Source organism: Kitasatospora putterlickiae, assembly GCF_039527695.1.
Classification (GTDB): Bacteria; Actinomycetota; Actinomycetes; order Streptomycetales; family Streptomycetaceae; genus Kitasatospora; species Kitasatospora putterlickiae.
Map to the genome: position 1 here is coordinate 23,197 of NZ_BAAAKJ010000240.1, position 18,012 is coordinate 41,208.

19 protein-coding genes are annotated in these 18,012 nt (G+C 70.0%); 11 read left to right on the forward strand and 8 right to left on the reverse strand.

Annotation, left to right across the window (positions count from 1 at the left end; genetic code table 11):
* Positions 1-211 precede the first annotated feature (211 nt).
* The 5 genes from ABD308_RS24125 (at position 212) to ABD308_RS24145 (ending at position 3,531) form a co-directional block, all read left to right on the forward strand.
* Positions 212-856: a glycosyltransferase family protein gene (locus ABD308_RS24125; RefSeq protein ID WP_344338507.1), complete on the forward strand. Its 645-nt coding sequence runs from the start codon at positions 212-214 to the stop codon at positions 854-856.
* Between the two features lie 78 nt (positions 857-934).
* Complete coding sequence (locus ABD308_RS24130) at positions 935-1,444, forward strand: P-loop NTPase family protein (protein WP_344338509.1); 510 nt, start codon at positions 935-937, stop codon at positions 1,442-1,444.
* Positions 1,445-1,481: 37 nt separating this feature from the next.
* Complete coding sequence (locus ABD308_RS24135) at positions 1,482-2,282, forward strand: class I SAM-dependent methyltransferase (RefSeq protein ID WP_344338511.1); 801 nt, start codon at positions 1,482-1,484, stop codon at positions 2,280-2,282.
* On the forward strand, positions 2,279-3,058 hold the full coding sequence (locus tag ABD308_RS24140) for an aminoglycoside phosphotransferase family protein (protein ID WP_344338513.1): 780 nt from the start codon (positions 2,279-2,281) through the stop codon (positions 3,056-3,058). Before ABD308_RS24135 ends, ABD308_RS24140 begins: the two co-directional genes overlap by 4 nt.
* Positions 3,055-3,531: an NUDIX domain-containing protein gene (locus tag ABD308_RS24145; protein ID WP_344338514.1), complete on the forward strand. Its 477-nt coding sequence runs from the start codon at positions 3,055-3,057 to the stop codon at positions 3,529-3,531. The genes ABD308_RS24140 and ABD308_RS24145 overlap by 4 nt, the downstream gene beginning before the upstream one ends.
* A gap of 123 nt (positions 3,532-3,654) precedes the next feature.
* Here ABD308_RS24145 and ABD308_RS24150 read toward each other — a convergent pair whose 3' ends face one another.
* The 6 genes from ABD308_RS24150 to ABD308_RS24175 form a co-directional block, all read right to left on the reverse strand.
* Positions 3,655-4,905: an IS256 family transposase gene (locus ABD308_RS24150; RefSeq protein ID WP_425554838.1), complete on the reverse strand. Its 1,251-nt coding sequence runs from the start codon at positions 4,903-4,905 to the stop codon at positions 3,655-3,657.
* A 135-nt stretch (positions 4,906-5,040) separates the two neighbouring features.
* Positions 5,041-6,009, reverse strand: a complete 969-nt coding sequence (locus tag ABD308_RS24155; RefSeq protein ID WP_344338516.1) for an S-4TM family putative pore-forming effector — start codon at positions 6,007-6,009, stop codon at positions 5,041-5,043.
* Positions 6,006-6,872, reverse strand: a complete 867-nt coding sequence (locus tag ABD308_RS24160; RefSeq protein ID WP_344338518.1) for a CBASS oligonucleotide cyclase — start codon at positions 6,870-6,872, stop codon at positions 6,006-6,008. The genes ABD308_RS24155 and ABD308_RS24160 overlap by 4 nt, the downstream gene beginning before the upstream one ends.
* Before the next feature lie 24 nt (positions 6,873-6,896).
* Complete coding sequence (locus tag ABD308_RS24165) at positions 6,897-7,400, reverse strand: hypothetical protein (protein WP_344338520.1); 504 nt, start codon at positions 7,398-7,400, stop codon at positions 6,897-6,899.
* On the reverse strand, positions 7,397-7,843 hold the full coding sequence (locus ABD308_RS24170; RefSeq protein ID WP_344338522.1) for a hypothetical protein: 447 nt from the start codon (positions 7,841-7,843) through the stop codon (positions 7,397-7,399). The genes ABD308_RS24165 and ABD308_RS24170 overlap by 4 nt, the downstream gene beginning before the upstream one ends.
* Positions 7,844-7,862: 19 nt before the next feature.
* The gene (locus ABD308_RS24175; RefSeq protein ID WP_344338525.1) at positions 7,863-8,768 is read right to left on the reverse strand and encodes an AAA family ATPase; all 906 of its coding nucleotides are present in this window, start codon (positions 8,766-8,768) and stop codon (positions 7,863-7,865) included.
* Between the two features lie 245 nt (positions 8,769-9,013).
* Here ABD308_RS24175 and ABD308_RS24180 point away from each other — a divergent pair, with 245 nt between their 5' ends.
* Positions 9,014-10,129, forward strand: a complete 1,116-nt coding sequence (locus ABD308_RS24180) for a helix-turn-helix domain-containing protein (RefSeq protein WP_344338527.1) — start codon at positions 9,014-9,016, stop codon at positions 10,127-10,129.
* 425 nt (positions 10,130-10,554) lie between these two features.
* Here ABD308_RS24180 and ABD308_RS24185 read toward each other — a convergent pair whose 3' ends face one another.
* Entirely contained in the window at positions 10,555-11,070 is a 516-nt protein-coding gene (locus ABD308_RS24185) for a hypothetical protein (protein ID WP_344338529.1), read from the reverse strand.
* 41 nt (positions 11,071-11,111) lie between these two features.
* Positions 11,112-11,804: an ArsR/SmtB family transcription factor gene (locus tag ABD308_RS24190; RefSeq protein ID WP_344338531.1), complete on the reverse strand. Its 693-nt coding sequence runs from the start codon at positions 11,802-11,804 to the stop codon at positions 11,112-11,114.
* Between the two features lie 139 nt (positions 11,805-11,943).
* On the opposite strand from ABD308_RS24190, the gene ABD308_RS24195 reads away from it, so the two are divergent.
* The 5 genes from ABD308_RS24195 (at position 11,944) to ABD308_RS24215 (ending at position 17,932) form a co-directional block, all read left to right on the forward strand.
* Entirely contained in the window at positions 11,944-13,218 is a 1,275-nt protein-coding gene (locus ABD308_RS24195) for an MFS transporter (protein WP_344338532.1), read from the forward strand.
* A 257-nt stretch (positions 13,219-13,475) separates the two neighbouring features.
* Positions 13,476-14,915: a glutamate/gamma-aminobutyrate antiporter GadC gene (gene gadC, locus ABD308_RS24200; protein ID WP_344338576.1), complete on the forward strand. Its 1,440-nt coding sequence runs from the start codon at positions 13,476-13,478 to the stop codon at positions 14,913-14,915.
* On the forward strand, positions 14,912-15,349 hold the full coding sequence (locus ABD308_RS24205) for a hypothetical protein (protein ID WP_344338534.1): 438 nt from the start codon (positions 14,912-14,914) through the stop codon (positions 15,347-15,349). Before gadC ends, ABD308_RS24205 begins: the two co-directional genes overlap by 4 nt.
* 35 nt (positions 15,350-15,384) lie before the next feature.
* Positions 15,385-16,737: a dipeptidase gene (locus ABD308_RS24210; RefSeq protein WP_344338536.1), complete on the forward strand. Its 1,353-nt coding sequence runs from the start codon at positions 15,385-15,387 to the stop codon at positions 16,735-16,737.
* Between the two features lie 76 nt (positions 16,738-16,813).
* Positions 16,814-17,932, forward strand: a complete 1,119-nt coding sequence (locus ABD308_RS24215; protein ID WP_344338538.1) for an aminopeptidase P family protein — start codon at positions 16,814-16,816, stop codon at positions 17,930-17,932.
* The last annotated feature ends 80 nt before the right edge of the window (positions 17,933-18,012 follow it).

The following is an 18,012-nucleotide window of genomic DNA, read 5'->3' on the forward strand; positions in this document are numbered from 1 at the left end:
CACTTCACCGACCCTGAAAATGAGTGGGACGACTTCAACACCGCCATGCGGGCGTGTGGCCGGCGAAAGCCACCGCGCCCGGTGCCGACGGCTGGCTGCAGCAGCCGTGGTCGCAGGGCGGTACCTGGGAGGGGCTCGGATCGTTTACGGCGGGCCCCCTCCGCTCCGGCTTCGGCGTATCGCAGCCCTTGTCCGGCCAGGGACTCATCAGGTGTGCGAGCCAGCCCTGTACCCGTCGCCCGGGGCGGCCAGCCTGCTCTTCCCCGTCGCCGACGACGCCCTCGACCGGGCCTACCCGGCCGCCCTCGCGGCCGAGAAGCGGGAACTGCCGCTGATCTACATCGGCAACCAGTACGACCGCGACACGGCCTTCGAGGAGTTCTTCGCCCCGGCCGCCGCCCAGCTGCCGCACCGGGTGGCCGGGAAATGGAACAGCACGGCCCGCTGGCCGCATGTGAACTTCACCGGCCGCATCCCCTTCGACGCAGTCACCCCCATCTACCGCTCCGCAGTGGCCACCGTGCTCCTCGCCCCGGACCGGTACGCGAGGACCGGCCAGTTCACCCAGCGACTCTTCGAGGCCGTCCTCACCGGCTGCCTGCCGCTGGCCCCACGCACCCTGCGGGCCGCCGAGACGGTGGCCCCGCGCGAGCTGGTCGTCACGAGCGCGGCCGACGTCGTGGCCACCGTCACCGCGCTCGCCCGAATCGCGGGCAGCCAGGCCCACGCCGACCTGATCGCCCGCTGCATCGACCGGCTCGACCCGTTCCGCCTCACCCGCCAGCTCCGCACCCTCACCGCCGCGCTGGCCGGCACAACCATCCCGCCCCTGCTGCTCGAAGGAGACCGCGCATGACCACGCTGGAGATCTCGCCCGAGTGGCCCGACCAAGTCGGGGTCCGGCCCGTCGCCCGGCTCGGTAGCCTGTAGCGGCATGGACAGGATCGCCATCATGGGCTGCGGCGGCAGCGGCAAGACCGTCGTCGGACGCCAGCTCGCCGAACTGATCAATGCCCCTCTGACTCACCTCGACGGCGTCTACTACGACGCCGGCTGGAACCCGCTGCCGCAGGAGAAGTTCGCTGCTCTCCAGGAAGAACTCGTCGCCCGGCCCCGCTGGGTGATCGACGGGAACTACGCCTCCACCCTCCCGATCCGCCTCAAGCGGGCCGACACCGTCATCTTCCTCGACGTCCCCCCGGTCATCTGCCTGCTCGGCATCCTGCAGCGGCGCTGGCGCTACCGCGGCGGCCAGCACACCTCCCAGGGCGTCTTCGACCGCATCACCTGGAGCTTCATCCGCTACATCCTCGGCTACCGACGCCAGATGCGGCCCAAGGTCCGCGCGCTGATCGCCGAGCACGCCGGCCACGCCCGCGTCGTCACCCTCACCAGCCGCCGGGCCGCCCGCCGCTTCGTCGCCGCCGTCCCTCCACAGACATGACCTGACCCACATCGCACCGGGAAGGCTCCACCTGTCCATGACCGCCAACCCGTTCCTCGACGCTGCCCGCGTCCGCCACGACCTCTACGCCGACGTGGGCCGCATCTCCCAGCGCACCGGCGCCCTGTCCCGCGCCAAGATCGCCGGTCCCCACCCCGCCACCGTCATCGCCGACCTTGCCGCCGCCGGCCTGCGCGGCACGGTCCTCGACATCGGCTGCGGACGCGGCACAACCACCCTCGCCCTGGCCAAGCGGCTCGACCCGCCGAGGCTCATCGCCTTCGACCAGTCCACCGCCCTCCTCACCGAGGCCCAGAGCCGACTCACCGGCCGCCTGGGCGTGGAGATCCTGCGCGGCGACTTCCACGCCATCGACCTGCCCAACGCCTCCGTGGCCGTCGCGGTGGCCGCGTTCTGTCTCTACCACTCGCCCCGGCCGGCGACGGTGATCGCCGAGATCGCCCGGTGCCTGGCGCCCGGCGGGCTGTCGATCACCGTCACCAAGTCGCCCGACAGCTACCGCGCGCTGGACGAGGTGATCGCCACCAGCGGCCTCAACCCCGAGGCCACCAATCGGCCGAGCCTGTACGAGACCTTCCACAGCCACAACCAGGCCGAGATCGTCGCCACCTGCCTCGACGTGCAGCAGATCGTCCACCACGAGCACCGCTTCCGCTTCACCGACGCCGACCACATCGCGGAGTACGCAGCCACCAACCCGAAGTACCAGCTCGGTGGCGACGCCGAGGAGATCGCCCACCGGCTTCGGGACACCGTCGGCAACGGCCCGCTGGAGACCACCTCCACCGTCACCTACGTCGTGGCCGCCCGCCGATGAAGACCTTCACCAAGACGTACCTGAGCGCCCGGGCCCAGCAGCAAGCCCTGGCCCACCACCGGTGGATCGCTCGTGCCACCCCCGACGTGCGCATCCCCCGGATCGTCCAAGTCCGCTCCACCGAGATCGACTTCGAGCACCTCGAAGGACGACACGGCGGTCCCGACGACCTGGTGGCTTTGGCCAACCTCCTCGGGCACCAGCACACCACCGCCCACACCCGCGAGCTGCACGCAGCCCGCCTCGACACGCCGCACACCCACGACACCATCACCATCACCGGGTTCGCCGACGGCCGCCGCGAACGCCTCCACCGACTCCTGGCCTCCGGCACCGTGTCGGAGCCGGCCCTGACGCCCGAGGTCGCCGACGACTGGCTGAAGCAGGCCGCGACCATGCCGGCCGCCTTCTACAAGGACGCCAACCCGCGCAACTTCCTCATCGCCGACGCCGATGTGGCCGTCATCGACTTCGACTCCCTCACCCTCGCACCATTCGGGTACGACCTCGCCAAGCTCGTCGTCAGCACCGCCATGACCACCGGCCCGCTGCCCGAGGACACCATCCGCCGAGCCGTGGACACCTACAACCACCACCCCCGCCGGCGCGGCCTGCCCGGATGCTCCTGGCGCGAGTTCGCCGCATGGTGCGAGTTCCACCATGTCCTCACCACGCCCTACCTCGGTACCAACGGCTACCGGTTCAGCTGGCACACCACCAGGCCGTCTTGGACCACCGACGTCCTCCGGCACCTCGACAAGGAGTCCGCACCGTGACGCACAACAGCGTGATGAACAGCCGGAACTCGGTCTGCGTGATCGTCCACGACAAGAGCACCGACACGATCGCCGCCGTGCACTACGCCGCCCGCAACTGGTCCCCACACCCCGCCTGGACGGTCCCCGGTGGCAAGGCAGAGCCGGGCGAAGCCCTCGACGAGGCCGCCGCCCGCGAACTCAAGGAAGAGACCGGCCTGCTCGTCGACCCGGCGGACCTCAAACTCGTACACGTCATCCACGTCGAACAGGGCTGGGACCAGGCCGGTCAGTTCGTCCTCTTCGTCTTCGCCGCCGACAAGTGGACCGGCGAACTCACCAACACCGAACCCGACAAGCACCTCACCGCCCGCTGGGTTCCCGCCGGCCACCTCCCCGAGCCAGCCTTCCCCACAGCCACCCAGGCGCTCACCGCCTACCTCACCGGCGGTCCCGCCTTCTCGCGCTACGGCTGGGAGCCGGCAGCGGAATGACAACGTGGCCATAGCCTCAAGCACCCGATCATCCCGCCCCGAACTAGGGACTATCAGGATTTCGGTGTACGGCACCCGTTTGGGCTAGGTGTTGATCTTGGTGTGGGGTGTGGGCCGGTTGGCTCACGCCCGTCCGGCTGACAGGCGGCCGTCGAAGGCGATGTCGAAGGCGTTCAGGGCGCCGAGCCAGCGCTTGCGGCCGCGTCCGGTGGGGTCGAGAGCGAGGGTTGCGAGGTAGAGCCGTTTCAGGGCGGCCTGCTCGTTCGGGAAATGGCCGCAGGCACTGGCGGCCCTGCGGTAGCGGGAGTTGAGGCTCTCGATGGCGTTGGTGGTACAGATGATCTTGCGGATCTCGGTGTCGAAGCCGAGGAACGGGACCATTTCGGGCCAGGCTCTCTCCCAGAGTCGCACCACCGCCGGGTAGTTCGCCTCCCAAGCGGCGGCGAACTCGGCGAAGCGGTCCCGGGCCGCCTGCTCGTTCGGCGCGGTGTAGACCGGCTTGAGGTCTCGGGCCACCGCTGCCCAGTCCCGCTTGGACGTATAGCGGAAGGAGTTCCGCAGCAGGTGGACGATGCACGTCTGGACGACGGTGGCCGGCCAGACCTGGGCGACGGCGTCGGGCAGCCCGCTCAGGCCGTCGCAGACCAGGATCAGGCAGTCCTTGACGCCTCTGTTCTTAATCTCGGTCAGGACCGACTGCCAGTACTTGGCGCCCTCGCCGCCGGTGGAGGTCCACAGGCCCAGGATGTCGCGGTAGCCGTCGGCGGTGACGCCCAGGACCACGTACACGGGCCGGTTGGCGACCTGCCCGTCGCGGACCTTGATGTTCACGGCGTCCACGAACAGGACCGGGTAGACCGCGTCGAGCGGGCGGCTTCGCCAGTCGGCCATGCCCTCCAGGACCCGGTCGGTGATCGTGGACACGGTCTCCTTGCTGGTCGCCATGCCGTAGACCTCGGCCAGGTGCGCGACGATCTCGCCCGATGTCAGGCCCTTCGCGGTCAGCGAGACGACCAAGTTGTCCAGACCCTCGGTGCGACGCGAATGCCTGGGCAGCACCTTCGGCTCGAAGGTCCCGGCCCGATCCCGCGGGACTTCGACCGTGACCGGTCCGGCCTCGGTCAGCACCGTCTTCGAACGGTATCCGTTGCGGGCGTTGCCGCCTTTGCGGGAGCTGCGGCCCGGCTCGGCCGTGCCGGCCAGGTGCTCGTCCATCTCGGTTTCCAGGGCTTCCTGGAGCAGGTGCCGGGTCAGCTGCTGCAGGAGGCCGCCCTCGCCGAGCAGTTGCATCCCGCCGAGCCTGGCCTGCTCCGCCGCCAGCTCCGCGACCGACGCCACCACGTCCGACCCGCCAGTGTTCTTCCTCGGACCCATGTCCAAGGCATCGGCCGATCCCGGCCCCGACGAAACCGTTCCCTCAGGAATCGACCCGATCCCGTGAACCGTCTGCGAGCTCATCAGTGTCTCCCTTGATCAGGGTGTCCACCGAATTCATGACACTCCCCCGAACTACGCGGATGGGGGTGAGCTTTCGGCAAGTCGGACGCGGTGGCCTTCGGCGGTGTCGCCGAAGTCGCGTTCGTCGTCGTCGCGGAAGCGTTTGTAGAACCACTCGGGTACTCGGGTGGTGTCCAGGCGGGTTCGTAGTACACCGTCCTGCACGTCCCGTGCGACGTTCCGCAGGCGGTGCCATTCATTCTCCGGAACGGGGCCGGGGCGTCCATTGCGTAGCTCCGTGCCGACGACCTTGGTGAGTCGGTCGCGTTCGTCGGCCACCTTGCGTTGGCCGGACCAGATCTCGTAGGCGATCTGGTAGGCCGCCAGGGACGGGACGAAGAAGCTGAGAAGGGTGTCGAGCAGCGTGGCGTCCGTGACCGCGAGACCGACGACGAGGCCGATGGCGGTCCACAGCATCGCAGTGGCGGCGATGACCTGGCTGTAGCGGCGGCGGAGGCGAGCGTCCCAGGCCAGGTTCTGTTCCTGGGCGATGAACACGTCATAGGGGTGGTGGACATCGTTGGTGGGGTCGTACCAGCCGTCGGTGATGCGCTTGTCCTTCGCGCCGCCTCGCGGCAGCGTGCGCGCTAGACGGCGGACGTCGGGTTCGGAGATCGGGTCACCGGCAACGGTGGCGCGCCACGGCAAGTGAAACAGGGAGATGTCGAACATCTCCTGAAGTAGGGCGCCCTGGCGGGCGGTGTTTCCGGCGAGGCCCTTGAGAAGGAACGCAGAGACGACGAACCAGAAGAACCCGACGATCGAGACGACGGTCCGGCCGTGGCCGATCAGCGTGATCAGGACACCGGCGGCGGCGAGCGCGACGGCGGCAGTGACGCGTACGGCTTCAAGGACCTGGCCGCGTTGGTGGCTTGCCGACGCGGCACGCTGGAGGAGCAGCATGTCGTCGTCGAGTTGCCGCTCGTGGATGGCCCGAGGCGGTACCCCATGGACGCCGCCGGGGTCGGTGGAGAGGTTCACGGCTTGGTCATCCTGTTCCCGAACAGCTTCTTCCACTCGTCGTAGGCCGCGCGTTCCTGGCCCTCGTCCTCCAGGTCGACCGCCTGTTCTGCGATGGCGCGGGCCTGGTTGAGCGCGTTGGCCGCGACAAGCTTCTGGGTCGCATTCATGACGGCGTTGACGTCACCTCCCAGACCGGCGGGATCGGGCCACTCGTCGCCGATGCGTTCGGCGGCGGTGGCCAGGAACAGCACGATCTCGTCCTGATACCGCCCAATCGGCGGCTTCACCAGCGACTGGGCCATGACCTCCAGCAGGAAGGAGGGCGACACGGGCTCGCCGAGTTCGCGATTGATGCCCTTGATCATCTTCACGAAGGGGACATATTTGCCGTCGCAGTCGGCGTTCTTGGCGATGCTCAAGTCGTGGTGGCGCTTTGGGTTTGTCGCGATCCAGTCACCCGCCGAAGGATTGGGGATGTAGTAGCCGCCGCCGTCTCGCTTGAAGGCAGGGACTACATCGATCGACATGACCTCGTCGTCGGGGCCGTAGGGGATGACAACGGCCATGCCGTCGCGGGCGGCGGCGCTCCATTTCTGACGGAGCAGGGTCTCCAGAGCGTTGATCACTTGGATTGGCGCCTGATCGCGGAAGCCTGCCTGGGAACCGTCGGCGTCGAGGACCACGAAGATGTCGATGTCCTTGAGCTTCTTCGTCTTGGTGTCGCGCCGGTAGCTGCCGGTGAGGAAGTCGTCGTCGAGGTCCCAGTGCGACCGGACGAAGGCACGGATGGCCTCGTGCCGTGCCTGCGCCAGGTTCTGCTCGGTCTGGGTGATCTCCAGGTTGTGCTTGAGCTTGGCGAAGGCGTCGTCGATGTATCCCATAGCGGTGTGTTCCTGCTCGTTGTCTCAGGTGTGGTAGTACCGCATGCCGGTCGAGGCGTGCGGGGCGGAGCCGAGGGTGCCGAAAGTGATACCGCGCAGGCCGTCGATACTCGCCCGGTGGCCTGGGCCCCAACCTGCTTGCGGAGTGCGGGGCCCGTTGAAGGTGCAGAACAGCCGGTAGCTAGTGCCCGTGGGAACCCGGTCGAACTTGGCTCGGAACCGGGCGGCACGGGCACGGGAGGCGGTGAACTCGGCGTTGCCGTCGCCGGAAGTGGTGTAAGACACCGGGAACTCGATCACCGGTGCCACGGCGCCCGAGGGCTGGTGGCACTCGAGGACGACCGTGTCGAGGGAGCCCTCCTCGATCCATGCCTTGATCGCGTTCTCGTTCTGCACCCAGTCGCGGTACAGCCGGTCCATGTTGATCCCCAGGTCGGCGAGGATGTCGGTGATGGTGCCGAGGATGACGTCGGTCAGGTGCGTGGCGGTGTGGGTCCGGGTGTAGCTGTAGGTGTACGTAGAGGTCATCGCTGAGTCACCGCCCGCCGCAGAGCCTCACGATCGATCAGCGGACCGGAGCTGGCGGCCTTCGTCTCCGGAGCGGGCGGGACAGCGTCGGACAAACGGGCGTGACCGTGCACGGCTGCCTTCACCAGCTCCTGGAGCGGGGCCGGGGACGGCAGGTGGATCGTGAAATCCTCAGCGCCCGCCGAGCCGGGAACGGGGTTGAGGTTCTCCTCCAACGTCAGCGCCGCCGTACCGGACACCGTCGTGAACTCGCAGTGCACCTTGCCGGCCACCAAGGTGATCGGGTGCTGCTGCAGGTGTCCTGCCGCGATCAGCATCCGCCCAACCGCCTCGGCGGCCGACATCGCCTGCACCGCCTCGTCGCGGGACAGCACGGAGGACTGCGCCACGGTCTCGGCCACGAGGCCCGCGATCACCCCCCAGGTTCCGCTGGCGCTGCGCACAGGAGAGGCCGCCACCTGCCTAGTACGCCGCATAGGACACCTCCGGCTGACCCGTCTCCGCGACGGCGTTGTGCACCGCGGCGGCCAGGTCGCCTTCGGTGAGGCGGCCGGGGTCGAGCACCGTGTCCAGCCGCTGTGCCAGGGCTTCGAAGACCACCTTGCGCGTACGGCGGCCGTCCAGCCCATAGGCTGCCTCGGCAATACGATCCATCGCCGAGGACCGTGCCAGCTCACCCAAGGCCGGGTACTTGCCGGCCAGCGTCAGCAGCGTGGAGGCCAGGATTGCCCGCAGCGCCTCCGGCTCGGGACGCGGGACGAGGATGGCGGCGTCGGAGCGGGAAAGGAACGCCTCGTCCAGGGCAGTCGTGAAGTTGCTGGTCGCGACGAAGAACAGGTGCGGGTGCTTAGCGGCGTTGAGATCCAAGGCAGTGAGCACCGCGTCGGTGGCTCGGTGGACATCGGCCGGGTTGGCGGCCAGCGACGCCGCCGAGCGGGCAACCGCCATCGACTCGACCTCATCGAGGATCACTACGGTCGGCACGCCATCCGACGCGAGCCCCGGCACGTACTCGCCGAGCAGTTCGCTGACCCGCTGCTGTGACTGCCCGTGCTCGGCGCTCATCAGTCCGTGTGGGTTGATCTCGATCCGCCGGACCACGCCTCCAGCGACGTAACGGGCGACCTGCGCCGGCAGACCCCGTGCCAGCGTGGTTTTGCCGGTGCCGGGAGGGCCATAGAGCGTGCACAAGCCGTGCAGTGCCGTCGCCGCAAACGGCAGGTCAGGCCGCACGAGCAGCGACAACACAGTCTGGTTGCGCAACCGCTCCTTGATCTCCTCCGGCACCACGATGGCGTCCCACAACGCGGTCTCCGTCGAGTCGGCGGCAATCACCTCGTCCGACAGCACGCACTCCTGGACCCTCATCTCCTCAACTCCATCTCCTGCCGCGCGGCAGGTAGCCTCAGATTTGAACATCATCTTCCGGGTATCGAGTAGAGTACACGACATCACTGGCGTGCAACCCGACACACTTCACCCGGGCGCGCCCTGCGGATCACGGGTGATTTGACCAGCCAGTAACCAAGGTGTGCCTAAGATGCCAGCGGAGCAACCAAGATCGAGAGTCGTCCGCTGATCGGTGGACATCGACTGGTGTGGAGACGAGCGAGATGAACGACCCACAGCTGGACCCCGGCGACATCGCGGCCCTGTTCGATCGCGCCAGGCTGCGGATGGCGCGCGAACTCCGGGGGCTCACCCAGGTACAGCTGGCGCGGGAAGTCGGCTCCGTCACTGCGGCCTCGATCAGCCAGTTCGAGAACGGACACACCAAGCCCGCCGCGTCAACGCTTCGCCGGCTCGCGGTCGCGCTGCGGGTGCCAGCGTCGTTCTTCGCCGCTCCAGCCCGCCCCCCAGCTCAAGGTCAGGTCAACGGCTTCTTCCGCAGTCTTCGATCCACCTCCCCCCGAGACCGCCAACAAGCGCTCGCCTACGTACATCTCGCGCGGGAACTGACGCTTGAGCTTGAAAAATACGTCGCACTGCCCGACCTCGATTTGCCGCGCATGCCAATCGAAGAAGGACAACCTCTCCGGTCGGCTGATATCGAACAAGCGGCAGCCCGGGTCCGTGAGCACTGGAACGTCCCGCGCGGTCCAGTGCAAGACGTTGTCCGACTTCTGGAAATGAACGGAATTATTGTTGTTCGCTTCCGCGTTAACCTCGAAAAGGTTGATGCATTCTGCGTCGACTTCTCCGACAGGCCCGTGATTGCCCTTGGGGCCGACAAGGGCCTGCGTGACCGCTCCCGTTTTGATGCAGCTCATGAACTAGGACACCTGGTCTTGCATGGCATCACCGGAAAAATCGGCGACAAGGCCACCGAGAGTCAAGCTCACGAGTTCGCCGCCGCATTTCTCATGCCAGCCAACGACATTAAGCCCGAGCTCCCAGAGCGGCTCGACTGGCCCGCACTCCTCCGCCTGAAGGCAAAGTGGCACGTCTCGCTGGCCGCACTCCTGGTCAGAGCGAAAACACTCGACGTCATGAACGAGAACACCTACGCGCAAGCATGGAAGGCATTGTCCGTCCGAGGATGGAGAAAAGCAGAGCCAGGCTCCCTGGGAAATCCAGAAGCTCCGGTGCTATTGCGTCGCGCACTAGAGCTCACGGAAACAACTGGCGTCTCCTTCGATGACTTCATCAACCGTTGCGGACTACCAGAAGTCGACATTCGTACCCTGATTGACAGGGATATCATTGAACGACCCCGCGTGGAGTTCTGACCTACTCGCCCGGCGCCGGCATACATGGCTGTGGCCATATCTATGAGCCCGATTTCCTCATCACGTATCGAGGCCGCGCGGGAGTCATAGAGATCGACGAGCCCCAGCGTCGAGGAAAATAGTCTCACGACGCCAGCCACGAACGTCTCCTGCGCTGCGAGGGCTTCAGGGCACATCCAGGGCACATGCGGGCGAAAAATGGCGCTGACCAGTGAAAACTCTCGACAAGAGTTTCCCCAGGTCAGCGCCATGATCACCGCAAACTCGCAGGTCAGCGCGGCGCTCGTGCAGTACGTGAACTACCGCTGAGGCGGAGGACGGCCCCGGCCGGGAGCCCTGGAGAGGGCTTCCGGCCGGGGCCGTCGTTGTTCCCGGGGGTGCCAGGCGGTGGACGGTCAGGCGGTGGACGGTCAGGCGGTGGACGGTCAGGGGGTGGACGCCCAGGCGGTGGTGGTGCGGTGGGTGCCGAGGCCGGCGGCGTCGAACTCGTCGTGGGCGACGGCGGCGGCGGGGTCGGTGTCGGGGGCGGCCAGGTGGACGCCGAGGCGGCGCAGGACGCGGGAGATCGGGCTGCCCTCGGGCGGGAAGGGTTCGAGTTCGGCGCTGGTGAGCGGGCCGAGGGCGAGCCGGCCGTCGGCCCAGAGGGCGGCGCGCTGGGTGCCGGTGCCGCCGAAGTAGTCGGCCTCCACGCAGGCGATCGGTCCGGCCTTGGACCAGGCGGCAAGCCGTCGTTCGAGGCCGTCGGAGAACCAGCCGAAGCCGGCGGCGCCCGGGGTGGCCGGCGCCTCGTCGCCGAACCGGAGGGCCGCCAGGAACTCGGGGGTGGCCGGGATCAGTGCCAGGCCTTGGGCGAGCTGTCGCGGGCGGGCCGCCGAAACCTCGGCGGCCGCCACCGCGACCAGCTCCGCCGGGCCGATCAGCGCCTGAAGTTCGTATGACATTCAGTCATCGTGAACCATGAGACCGACAGTCCGCCCGGCGTTTACGATTCCGTGCCCGGTCGGCTATCAGTCCGAGAGTCGGCCGCCGGCCCCGGTCGGACGCCGTACAGCAGGGTGAACAGGGTCGCCTCGACCGCGCCCTCGGCGTCGCTTTCGCTCTCGGCTTTCAACTCGTTGAAGATGTCGTCGAGTTGGCGGCGGAGCCGGAGCATGCGTTCGGGCGTGAGCCGGAACGTGGAGTGCGAGAACATGCCGGGCAGGCCGGTCGTCACGTCGTCCCGCGACGTGGCGAAGTCGATGCGGTCGGCCATCGCGTGGGCGCGGAACTCCCCGCGCACGCGGTCCATCGCGGCGAGCATGGCGTCATAGGCGTCGCCCCGGGTGGGCGAGCCGGGCGCGAAGATCTCGGGGGCGAGCCGGAGCGACTCCTGGGCCGGGGCGTAGCGGCTCTCGACGATGCCGGAGACCAGCCGGGTTTCGGCGACGCGGACCAGGCCGGCCTTCTCCAGCTGCTTGATGTGGCGGTAGAGCTTGGTCTGCGGCTCGTCGAGGGCGGCGGCGATCTCCTTGGCGGTGAGCGGTCCGGCGCCGGCGGCGGCCATCAGGACGTCGAGGATCGCCAGGCGGAGCGGGTCGGCGAGGGCCTTGAGGGTGGCGGCGTCCGCCACCCGGCGTTCTTTCAGGACGGCGGGGGCAGGGCCCGGGGCGGGGGCGCTCTCGGTGTTCTCGACCACGGGACCACCCTCGCAGATGGCCGCCGAGCCAGGCAATCGAGCATTCACCCTTGCGCGAGCGATGACGATTGCGCCACCATTCACCAAATCATGAATGTTGACGCTGCAGTGAGAGCCAACAGCGGAGGGGACCCCTGACATGAGGACGGACACAGCGATCAGGAGCGGGACGACGGAGCCGCCCGTCCCGCTGCGGCGCAACTGGCGCTTCCAGGGGCTCTGGGCCGGTCAGGCCGGCTCCACCCTCGGCCTGCAGATCGCCGACACCGCCTATCCGCTGCTGCTGCTCGCGCTCACCGGCTCGTCCTCCCTCGCCGGCGCGTTCGGGGCGCTGCAGATCGGCGCCTCCCTGCTCTTCGGCGTCCACGGCGGCGCGGCCGCCGACCGCTACGGCCGCCGGCGGGTGCTGATCGTCGGCGACTCCGTCCGGCTGATCGCCAGCGCCAGCGTCCCGCTCGCCATGGCGCTGGACCGGCTGACCGTCGTCCACACCCTGCTGGTGGCCGTGGTGATCGGCGCGACCATCGCCTACACCGGTCCGACCCGGCTGATCGCGGTGCGCTCGGTGGTCCCGCCGGAGCAGTTGCGGCAGGCGCTGGCGCAGGACGAGGCGCGGGTGAGCGGGGCCGGCCTGGTCGGGCCGCCGCTGGCGGGCGCGCTGTTCGGGCTCGGCCGGGCGGCGCCGTTCATCGGCACGGCCGTCACCTCGCTGCTCGCGGTCACCGCCGCGGTGCTGGTCCGGTTCCCCAGCCGGCCGGAGCCGGGGCCCGATCGGACCGGCGGCGCGGACGGCGGCGCCCTGGCCGGGTACCGCTACCTGGCCCGCAACGCGCTGCTCCGCCCGACGGTCGCCGTCGTCCTGCTGATCAACGTCGCGGGCGCCGCGATGCTGCTGCCGGTGATGGTCCTCCTGCGCGGCCAGGGCACGTCCAGCGCCGGCATCGGTCTGGCGCTGGCCGGCGAGGCCGTGGGCGCGCTGACCGGCTCGCTGCTGGTGAGCCGGCTGCACCGGCTGACCGGGCCCGGCGTGCTGCTGCTCGCGGTGTCCTGGCTGACCGTCCCGGTGCTGTTCGCGCCGCTGCTGCCCTACGGGGCGGTCGCCGTCTTCGCGGCGCTGTTCGTCCTGGGCCTGGGGATACCGACGCTGCGGGTGATGATCGACCTGCTGGTGTTCAGCCGGGTCTCGGACGCGCTGCGCGGGCGGGTGATCGCCGCGACGATGACGGTGTTCACCGCCGGGATGCCGGCCGGGATGGTCGGCAGCGGACTGCTGCTCGACCACCTCTCCCCCGCGGCGGTGCTCGGCGTGGTGGCCGCGCTGCTCGCGGCGGGTCTGGTCCCGGCGACGGCCGGCCGGACGCTGCGCCGCGCCGGCTGGCCCGAGCGGGCGCCGGCGCCCGCCCCGTCCTCCTGACGTCCGCTCACCCGTGCGGGTGCACGCCGCATGCGGCCCCATCGCCAACCGGGTGAACTGACCGGGTACGGCCCGCGCCGCGGCCGACCCCGGACCAGCGCCGGCGGGCCACCCCAGGAGGACTCATGAGTTCGATGGACATACCGTCGTCCGGCCGGGGCGGGCCCGGCACGTCGGACGGAGCGGACGGGACCGGGGCCGGAGCGGGCCACGAGCGCACCGGCCCGGCGGCCACCAGGCTCGCCGACGCCCCCCGGATGTCCTGGCTGACGCTCGCCCTCATGACCACCGCCTCGGTGGCCAGCCTCCGCTCCGCACCGACGATGGCCGTCTACGGCCTCGCCTGCGTCTTCCTCTATCTCCTCCCGGCCGTCGTCTTCCTGCTGCCGACCGCGCTGGTCTCCGCCGAGCTGGCGTCCGGCTGGGAGGGCGGCGTCTACCGCTGGGTGTCGGAGGGCCTGTCGAAGCCGCTGGGCTTCCTGGCCGTCTGGTGCCAGTTCGCGATGACGATCTTCTACTACCCGTCGCTGCTGGCCTACGTGGCGTCCACCATCGCCTACGTGGTCGACCCCTCCCTCGCGAGCAACGGCCTGTACACCGCGATCGTGATCATGGTGCTCTACTGGACCGGCGTCTGGGTCTCCTCCCGGGGCACCAAGGCGGTGGCCGGCCTCTCCTCGATGGGCCTGGTGATCGGCACGCTGATCCCCGGCACGCTGCTCGTCGTGCTCGGCTTCGTCTTCCTCGGCCAGGGCAACGCCTCCGCCGCCCCGATCGACGCGGCGCACCTGTTCCCGGAGTGGACCGGCCTGGCCAGCCTGGTGCTGATCGTCAACAACTTCCTCAGCTACTCCGGCATGGAGATGAACGCGGTGCACGTCTCCTCGCTGCGCGACCCGGCCAAGGAGTTCCCGCGCACGATGTTCACCGCCTCCGGCATGGTGCTGGCGATCTTCATCCTGCCCGCGCTCGCGATCAGCTGGGTGGTGCCGTCCAGCGAGCTGAGCCTGACGGCCGGCGTGATGCAGGCCTTCGACGCCTTCTTCCAGTACTTCCACATCGGCTGGCTCACCCCGGTGATCGCGGTGGCGCTGGTCGCCGCCTCGCTCGGCGGCATGCTCACCTGGCTCGCCGGGCCGTCCAAGGGCCTGCTGATGATCTCCCGCCAGGAGGGCTACCTCCCGCCGTTCCTGCAGCGGCTCAACAAGGAGGGCATCCAGCAGAACCTGCTGGTCACCCAGGGTGTGGTCACCACGGTCATCGCCCTCGCGTACGCGCTGATCCCGAACGTCTCCAGCGCCTACTGGATCTTCTCGGTGATCACCACCCAGGTGTACCTGATCGTCTACCTGCTGATGTTCGCCGCCGCGATCCGGCTGCGCCGCACCCGGCCCGAGCACCCGCGCGGCTACCGGGCACCGGCGCTGGTGCCGATCGCCGTCACCGGTCTGGTGGCCTCGGCGGCGGCGATGGCGATCGGGTTCGTGCCCTCCTCGCAGTTCGGCAGCGGCTCGGTCTGGTCGTACGTGGTGATCGTCGGCGGCGGCCTGGTGCTGCTGGGACTGCTGATCCCGTACCTGTTCCTGAGACTGCGCAAGCCCGGGTGGCGCTCGCCCGACGCCCAGGCCGAGCTCGCCGCCCAGGAGGCCGCGGAACGCGGCGAAGCGGACGGCCCGGAGCAGGGCGGTGCGGCATGACCCGCAACCCGATGGCCTCCCGCCACCGCTGGATCTACCTCGGCGCGATCGTGCTGCTGGTCGGCATGCTGGTCACCGCCCTGCTCACCTACTCCGAGCTGCACGAGACCAACGAGGCCAACCGTAAGGCCGAGCAGCTCTCCGAGGCGCTGACCGCCGCCGGCTACCCGGTGCCGTCGCAGAGCCAGATCGTGCACACCCTGGGCGAGGACGGCGGCGCCGTCTGCGAGGACCCGGCCGACGCGCTGAAGCAGGCGCAGTGGAAGTACGGCATGTCCAACGGCGCGAGCGGACCCGGCCAGCGCCCGGTGCTCTCCGACCGCGAGGTGGTCTTCGCCGAGTCGATCGTGCTCTCGGTGTACTGCCCGGACAAGCTCGCCGCCATCAAGGAGAAGATCGACGACCTCAAGCTCGACGACACCGTCCGCAACTGACGCCCCGGCCCCGGCCCCGGAAGCAAGGAGCCCCCATGACCGACGAACTCGCCCGCCGGATCGCCGCCCTGATGCCGCGCGCCAGGACCGACCTCGCCGAGCTGGTCGCCATCCCCTCCGTCGCCGACCCGCGCCAGTACCCGCCGGAGAACTGCCGCCAGGCCGCCCAGTGGGTCGCCGACGCCTTCGCCGACGCCGGACTGCGCGACGTCCACCTGGAGGAGACCCCGGACGGCAGCCACGCCGTGGTCGGCCACCGCCCGCCCCCGCCCGGCGCGCCGACCGTCCTGCTCTACGCCCACTACGACGTCCAGCCCCCGCTCGACGACGCCGCCTGGACCTCCCCGCCCTTCCGGCTCACCGAGCGCGACGGCCGCTGGTACGGGCGCGGCGCCGCCGACTGCAAGGGCAACATCGTCATGCACCTCACCGCGCTGCGGGCGCTCGGCGACGACCTGCCGGTCGGCCTCAAGCTGGTCGTCGAGGGCTCGGAGGAACAGGGCACCGGCGGCCTGGAGGCCTACGTGCCGCCGCACGCCGGCGAGCTGCACGCCGACGCGCTGCTGATCTGCGACACCGGCAACGCGGCGGTCGGCCTCCCCACCGCCACCACCTCGCTGCGCGGCCTCACCAACGTCGTGGTCACCGTCTCCGCGCTCAAGGGCGACATGCACTCCGGCATGTTCGGCGGCCCGGCCCCCGACGCGCTGGCCGCGCTGATCCGGGTCCTCGACTCGCTGCGCGACGCCAACGGCGGCACCCGGATCGACGGCCTGGACAACGACGGCACCTGGCCCGGCGTCGGCTACGACGAGCAGCTCTTCCGCGCCGACGCGGGCGTGCTGGACGGCGTCCGGCTGACCGGCTCCGGCACCGTCGCCGACCGGCTCTGGGCCCGCCCCGCCGTCACCGTGCTCGGCATCGACTGCCCGCCGGTGGTCGGCTCCGCCGCCGCCATCCCGGCCACCGCCCGGGCCCGGGTCAGCCTGCGCGTGCCGCCCGGCACCGACGCGCGCGCCGCGCAGGCCGCGCTCACCGCCCACCTGGAGGCCGCCGCGCCGTGGGGCGTGCGCATCACGGTGGCGCCGGAGAGCGTCGGCTCGCCGTTCCGCGCCGCCACCGGCGGACCCGCGTACGCGGCGCTCGACAAGGCCATGCGGGAGGTCTACGGCCGGCCGATGTCCTTCCTCGGCCAGGGCGGCTCGATCCCGCTCTGCACCGTGTTCGCCACGACCTTCCCGGAGGCGGAGATCATCCTGATGGGCGTCGAGGAGCCGCGCTGCCTCATCCACGCGCCCAACGAGAGCGTCGACCCCGGCGAGATCGAGCACATGGCGCACGTCGAGGCGCTGTTCCTGCGGCACTACGCCGACGCGCACGGGTCGTGATGAAGTTGACGCGCACGCACCACCCGGCCGCCGCCGGCTCCGTCGCCGTCGCCGAACTCCCCACCAGGAGGCCCGCATGCCCCGAGAGTTCACCACCAAGGACTACCGCGCCCGTCTGGAGCGCGCCACCGCCGCCGCCACGGGCGCCGGGCTGTCCGGCCTGGTCGTCGCCCCCGGGCCCGACCTCGTCTACCTGACCGGCTACCAGCCGACCGCGATCACCGAACGGCTCACCGCGCTCGTCCTCACCGCCGGGCACGAGCCCGCGCTGATCGTCCCCGCCCTGGAGCGGCCCGACGCCGAGAAGGCCGTCGGCGCGCCCGCCGTCCGGCTGGTCGACTGGACCGACGGCGAGGACCCGTACGCCGCCGCCGTCCCGCTGATCGAGCGGTCCGGCCGCTACGGGATCTCCGACAACGCCTGGGCGATGCACCTGCTCGGCCTCCAGGCCGCCCTGCCCGGCACCGGCTGGACCTCGCTCACCGAGACCCTGCCGATGCTGCGCGCGGTCAAGGACGCGGACGAACTGGAGCGCCTCGCCGCGGCCGGCGGCGCCGCCGACGCCGCCTACCGGGGCATCCTGGAGGTCGCCTTCGCCGGCCGCCGGGAGACCGACGTCGCCGCCGACCTCGCCGCGCTGCTCATCAAGTACGGGCACAGCCAGGTCGACTTCACCGTGGTCGGCTCCGGCCCCAACGGCGCCAACCCGCACCACGAGGCCGGCGACCGGGTCATCGGGCCCGGCGACACCGTCGTCCTGGACTTCGGCGGCCTCAAGGACGGCTACGGCTCCGACACCACCCGCACCGTGCACGTCGGCGCCGACGTCCCGGACGAGGTGCGCGAGGTCCACGAGGTCGTCCGGCAGGCGCAGCAGACCGCGTTCGAGGCCGTCCGGCCCGGGGTGAGCTGCCAGGAGATCGACCGGATCGCCCGCCGGGTCATCACCGAGGCCGGCTACGGCGAGTACTTCATCCACCGCACCGGCCACGGCATCGGCATCACCACGCACGAGCCGCCGTACCTGGTCGAGGGCGAGGAACGGCCACTGGTGCCGGGCATGTGCTTCTCGATCGAGCCGGGCGTCTACCTGCCGGGCCGCTTCGGGGTGCGGATCGAGGACATCGTGACCGTCACCGAGCAGGGCGGACGGCGGTTCAACAACACCCCGCACGAACTGGGCGTCGTCTCCTGAGCGCGCGCTGAGCGTGTCCTGAGTGTCCCAGGTCACCCCGGGGCCGCGTCCACTGCGCCGGCCGGGGCAATTCTGAGCCC